The organism is Vibrio sp. 10N.222.49.C9, from assembly GCF_041474985.1.
GTDB lineage: Bacteria > Pseudomonadota > Gammaproteobacteria > Enterobacterales > Vibrionaceae > Vibrio > Vibrio crassostreae_C.
The window spans coordinates 1-6152 of sequence record NZ_JBFRVD010000097.1; the positions used below are offsets into that span (position 1 = coordinate 1).

General features: G+C 43.9%; 5 protein-coding genes. 4 read left to right on the forward strand and 1 reads right to left on the reverse strand.

Annotated elements, in window-relative coordinates; translation table 11 throughout:
• The first annotated feature begins 375 nt into the window (after positions 1 to 375).
• Both AB4585_RS21900 and AB4585_RS21905 read left to right on the forward strand, forming a co-directional pair.
• Positions 376 to 2424: a glycoside hydrolase family 3 N-terminal domain-containing protein gene (locus AB4585_RS21900; protein WP_372170919.1), complete on the forward strand. Its 2049-nt coding sequence runs from the start codon at positions 376 to 378 to the stop codon at positions 2422 to 2424.
• Positions 2425 to 2488: 64 nt separating this feature from the next.
• Positions 2489 to 2869: a hypothetical protein gene (locus AB4585_RS21905; RefSeq protein WP_372170920.1), complete on the forward strand. Its 381-nt coding sequence runs from the start codon at positions 2489 to 2491 to the stop codon at positions 2867 to 2869.
• A gap of 295 nt (positions 2870 to 3164) precedes the next feature.
• Here AB4585_RS21905 and AB4585_RS21910 read toward each other — a convergent pair whose 3' ends face one another.
• The gene (locus AB4585_RS21910; RefSeq protein WP_017061092.1) at positions 3165 to 4112 is read right to left on the reverse strand and encodes a LysR family transcriptional regulator; all 948 of its coding nucleotides are present in this window, start codon (positions 4110 to 4112) and stop codon (positions 3165 to 3167) included.
• Between the two features lie 126 nt (positions 4113 to 4238).
• Between AB4585_RS21910 and add the strand changes: the two genes are divergently transcribed.
• Both add and AB4585_RS21920 read left to right on the forward strand, forming a co-directional pair.
• Positions 4239 to 5237: an adenosine deaminase gene (gene add, locus AB4585_RS21915; RefSeq protein ID WP_372170922.1), complete on the forward strand. Its 999-nt coding sequence runs from the start codon at positions 4239 to 4241 to the stop codon at positions 5235 to 5237.
• A gap of 118 nt (positions 5238 to 5355) precedes the next feature.
• The gene (locus tag AB4585_RS21920) at positions 5356 to 5922 is read left to right on the forward strand and encodes a sugar O-acetyltransferase (RefSeq protein WP_102321248.1); all 567 of its coding nucleotides are present in this window, start codon (positions 5356 to 5358) and stop codon (positions 5920 to 5922) included.
• Positions 5923 to 6152: the final 230 nt, after the last annotated feature.

Consider the following 6152-nt stretch of genomic DNA (forward strand, 5'->3'; position numbering starts at 1 on the left):
ATTTGATCAACAACGCCGGTCCTTTGTCGAAATCACCTTTATTGTCACCAACATGGTCACTATCTATCGTTTACATCAACGCAGATTGTTAACTATAAAATAGGCAATATATTTTTTATTCTAAATTTAAAATATGGAAGTAATACATCACTAATTAAATGGGGGATTAATTGGACATCAAAAAATTAAATCTAGTTAAGTTTACGTTATTTAAACTTCGTCAATATATTTCCAATACTAAATTGAATTAAATCACCAATTAAATTTATATGGTGATCCAAACCTTTAGTTTGACCTATTTTGGTTAACCAATAGTCCATTAATTATTAAAATTGGTCATGTACTTATTATTATACTAACAATAGGATCGTGACCATGAAGCGTCTTACCCTGACACCTATAGCAATCGCGTTGCTTCTTGCAGGATGTAACTCATCTGATAGCGACAATAACTTCCAGCAACCCCAAGTTCACTCTCGTGTTCATGATGTATTGAACGTTGAGGGCTACCAATTCCGAGATTCTAACGGTAATGGAACACTGGAGCCTTTTGAAGACTGGCGATTATCTCCAGAAGAGCGAGCAGCAGACTTGGTTAGCCGCATGACGCTAGATGAGAAAGCCGGCATGATGCTCATTGACACCTTAAACTCGTCCAAAGGTGGGCTCGTTAGTAGTAAAGGACAAGACATGATTGGCGATGCCCAAATGACGCGCTTTATCTTCCGTAACAGCGTAGTTGAAACACCTACCAATGCGCCTGATTGCGATTCAGGCCGTTCAGGTTGTCAGATAACCCCAACAGAAGCTGCCCAGTTCATGAATAGTGTTCAAGAACTGCGTGAACAGACGCGAATGGGTATCCCCGCTCTATTCAAATCCAATGCTCGTAACCACATAGATCCATCAGCTAAAGCAGGGATCAACGTTTCTTCAGGTGCCTTTTCTGCTTGGCCTAAAGAGGCAGGTTTAGCAGCCACTCGCGACATGGATTTAATCACTGAATTTGCAGGTATCATGAATGAAGAATGGTCTTCAATTGGCCTACGCAGTATGTACGGATACATGATGGATTTGGCGACAGAACCTCGTTGGTACCGAGTACACGAAACCTTTACCGAAGATGCAGATTTAGCGTCTGACATTATGCGCTCACTTATCAAAGGGTTGCAGGATGGCGGTGAGGTCAACGAAGACAGTATCGCGCTAACCATCAAACACTTCCCTGGTGGCGGTCCACAAGAAAACGGTGGTGACCCACATTATGACTTCGGTAAAAACCAAGTCTATCCAAAGAACAATTTTGATTACCACCTAAAACCGTTTATTGCTGCGATTGAGGCTGGCGCTTCTTCAATCATGCCTTACTACGGCATCCCTGTAGATCAAAAGTGGATGCCAAACGATGTTGGTATGTCCTTCTCAAAAGGCATTGTTACCGACCTTCTCAGAGACGAATTGGGCTACACAGGTAACGTGAACTCAGATACCGGCATTATTGGCGATCGAGCATGGGGTGTGGAACACAAAACGATTGATGAGCAAGTTGCAATGTCGGTCGAAGCTGGAGTCGATGTTCTTTCAGGTTTTCATGATAAAGAAGTCATCGTGAAACTGGTCGAAAAGGATCTGATCACCGAAGAACGTGTCGACCTATCAGTCACACGCTTACTTGAAGAACAATTCAAGCTTGGCCTTTTCGAAAACACTTACGTTGACGAGAAAAAAGCCCAAGAGATTTTAGGCAATGAGAAGTACCAAGAACGCGCTGATTACGCACAGAAAAAGTCTGTCGTCTTACTTCAAAATACCAATAAGACTTTACCTCTAGCTGAATCAACCGCACAAAATCCTGTTGCTCTGTATGTCATGGGAATGGACGAAAACATTGCAGGAGACGACAAGTACAACTTTACCGTGACTTCCGGAGATTACGAAGCGGGAGAAACGCGTCCACCAGTACCAGCCGATACGGACTATGCGGTTATTCGTGTTCGCGTATCTAACGAAGGCTCAGATCCTGATCTTATCTTTGGTGGCGCGAACCCAGATGAACTCGATATTCTTGCGTTCAGTGAAATGGCTACAGCTGCATCTTGGCATATTGAACCAAGCCTAAGCGACATTAAAGCCGTTATGAACGAAGTGGGCGCTGACAAAACGGTATTGTCCATCAACTTTAGACAACCCTTCGTGCTAGACGATCAAAGTAATCTTAAGCAAGCCGGTGCCGTGATCGCCACATTTGGTGTCTCGGACAGCAACCTAATGGAAGTACTTTCAGGCAACTTTGCTCCTCAAGGAAAACTGCCATTTGCTTTAGCGAACAGTGCCCAAGCCATTCAAAACCAAGACTCAGACTACCCTGGGTATGATCAAGCCGACACCCTTTACCCGTTCGGACATGGTTTAAGTTACGAATAATATTTGAGCTAATTCAGGCAGTGTTGAGCACTGCCTTTCCTTCTTAGATACCAAGGACAAAGTCATGGAACATATCTTACAACTGGGTTGGGATGATCACGCTATTCCACATAAAATCTGGATAGAACAATACTACGATAGGTGTCGTATCTGCTTGAAAGTCGTAAAAGACGTTGAGCCAGAAATGCTCTCATTGATTGTTCCAAATATTGATGTGCAAACCACTCATAAGGCGTGGCAAGGCAAAGCGACGAACATTACACCAGCCTATGATGACGGCGTGTTGTTCACTCAAACTCGCTCGCTATTCAATTTGCCTCATGGCTGCGTGATTTGGGCGGTAACACATATCCAGATGCAAAACGGCTTAAAAATGTCGGCAGACAAATTGTGCTTCGTACCAAAATACAGCAATCAAGATTCTTGTTTTAAGGTTCCAGCATAACGTAACAACAAGCCGAGTCGCTTATCCAACTTGGCGCTAATCTGCGAAGAACCATAAAAAAGGCCAGCGTATACACGTTGGCCTTACTTCTGTCTGTCTGTCTGTCTGTCTGTCTGTCTGTCATCAGGATTAAGCACTAATCAATCAACACCAACGAATCGATGGCATTGGATTCATTTAGATATCTCATTCTTGGCGGGCATTTGGCACCCGTAATAAGACAATGCTCATTCTAAAAAGACGAAATAAATTTAAAAAAACTTATTTCGCCGTTTTGATCATCGTAGCTCGCGGTTTACAGCTGAGGTTCTTGGGTCTTATTGACTATGAGGTCGCGAAGCCATTTGTGGCTTGGTTCAGAATCAAAGTAACGGTGCCAAAGCAAAAACAACCCACCGGGAACCAACTCAATAGGAATCGGCTTCATCACCAGTTCGCCACTCTCAATATAGTCACGAACCGAGTTGTACGGATAACACATCAGCAAATCGCTTTGTTTGCACAGCTTTACTGCGCTGGTGATGTCCGACACGTTGGCGGCTTTGTTAATTTGAAGCTGTTTGGCTTGCAAGATTTCCAGTAGCAACCAGTCGCCAACGCCACCGGTCACCAACTGAATATGACGGTATTTAAGGAAGGCTTGCAGATTCCACTCTTCTTGAAGTACTGGGTGATCATTTCGCATCAAACACACAGAGTAATCTTGCAGCAACTCGACGTGGTTTAGCTCGGCAGGGATATTTTGAATGTGGGTGCTAGCCCTTTCATCGAGCTCAAAAATTCCAATCCCGAAATCGACCTCACGCTTTAGTAAGCGCTTAAAGGTTTCGCTGCTCCAAGTAGTGCTGTTTACCGTAATGTTCGGCGCATCTGCTAGCGCGTTAGGCATAAATTTAGGGTAAATCGCGGTATAAGCGGTTTCAACAAGATCGATATTAAAAGTACGTTCGCTGTCTTTCGGCTCAAAAATGTCCGGCACGGTTAGCTGTTCAACTTGCAGAAGGATTTGATGAATTTTAGGCGCTAAAGAGGTGGCTTTCGGTGTTGGAAACAGGCCTTTTGACTCACGTTCAAACAAAGGGTCGTCAAACAAAGAACGCAGCTTAGTGAGTTGTTTACTCACCGCAGACTGACTAAGGAACAATCGCTCTGCCGTTTTGCTCACGCTGCGCTCTTCAAGCAACACGTGTAAACACAGCAGTAAATTCATATCACATTTGAGTAAGCTTTTAACATCTACCATGATATTCCTTAGATTCAGATTAATGATGACTTTATGTCACTTTAAATCATATCACAAACTTGTTAATTTAAGCCCATGTAACCTATGAGTTAATAACTCAAAAAATAATAGACCTAAGGAATACTCATGAACGTTCTAGCACTCCCTAAGATTGATCTGCACTGCCACCTAGACGGAAGCGTTCGTCCAGACACCATTATTGATCTGGCGAAACAGTACGGAATCGAACTTCCAGAAGACCGTGAAGCGGTAGTAAAGTCTCTAACAGTGCCTGAAGATTGCAAAAACCTTGATGAGTACCTAGCTTGCTTTAGCCTGCCACTGCAAGTGATGCAAACGGAAGAAGCGATTGAGCGTATCTCTTTTGAGCTTTACGAAGACGCAGCACTAGAGAACGTTAAATACCTAGAAGTTCGTTTTGCACCGATTCTTCACGTAAACAAGGGCTTGTCTCTTGATGCAATCATCGCAAGTGCGGTTAAAGGCATGAAGCGTGCAGAAGAGAAATACGACATTAAGGGCAACTACATCATGTCTGTACTTCGTATGTTCCCGAAAGACTCAATCAAAGATGTAATCGACGCTGGTAAACCATACCTTGGTAAAGGCGTGGTTGCGTTTGATATTGCAGGCGGTGAAAAGCCGGGCTTCTGCGCTGAATTCCCTGAGTACACGCAATACGCTATTGAACAAGGCTACCGTGTGACGGTTCACGCAGGTGAGCAATGGCATGGTCAGAACGTTTACGATGCAGTTACTCTGCTAGATGCTGAACGTATCGGCCACGGTGTTCACATCCAAGGTAACGAAGACGCGTACAACATCGTTAAAGAGAAGCAGGTTGCGCTTGAAACTTGCCCAACAAGTAACGTGCAAACTAAATGTATTCACAAATTCAGCGACCACCCAATTGCTGAATTCAAGAAAGACGGCATCGTTGTAACGATCAACACAGACAACCGCACTGTGTCGAACACAACCATGACTAACGAAGTGAAGCGTGTATGTGAAACGTTCGGTCTAACACAAGAAGACTACGCAGAGATCTACAAGTACTCTGTAGAGAGCGCTTTTGCTTCAGACGAAGTGAAACAGCACCTAATGGGTTTCGTTGAGCAAATCTAATTTGAGCAATCTTGATTGCTAAGTAGAAAAACAGGAAGAGAAAGGCTTAGGCTTTTCTCTTTTTTTATGTCCAATTATCCGTATTCTAATATCGATGTTGACGAATGGGATGCAAACAATGAAAACAGAACTCGAGAAAATGCTGTCCGGCGAGATTTTTGATGGCGCAGACCATGAGGTAGACCACATGCGCACTCACGCCAGCAAGGCGCTATCAGACTTGAATCAATGTTCAGACGATACTCAACTACCAAGTCTTCAGGCTAATCTGTTTGGTAAAGTAGGAAGCAGCGTTGTCCGTCCTCCTTTTCATTGCGAGTTTGGCAAAACCATCGAGATCGGTGACGACACCTTTATCAACATGAACGTGGTGATGCTTGATGGCGCGAATATCAAGATTGGTAACAATGTATTGATAGGGCCAAGTGCCCAGTTTTACACAGCCTCCCACTCACTGGATTATCTCAGCCGCCGTAAGTGGGAAACTTTCTGCCTACCTATCACAGTCGAAGACGATGTGTGGATTGGTGGAAACTCAGTCATCAACCAAGGCGTTACGATTGGCGCTCGCTCTGTTATCGCAGCGAACTCAGTGGTTAACAGTGATGTACCACCAGATTGCCTGTACGGCGGCACTCCAGCCAAGTTGATTCGGCATTTGAATGCCGAACAAACTCGCGATTAAACAAGAAAGCGCGTATCCAAATCTAAAAAAGAGCGATGTTTCAATAGCATGGCTCTTAATCTAATTATCAGCGTTGTTTTATCGCACGCTTGTTCACCGCGAATTTGAAGCACGACAGCCGCAACTAAAACCAGCGCTGATATAGTCAAAAACAAGAATGCAACGATAGACTTAGGTGGGTATCTTTTCATTTTCTACACCCTCAAATTTAAGGTTCATCGCGGCTTTCC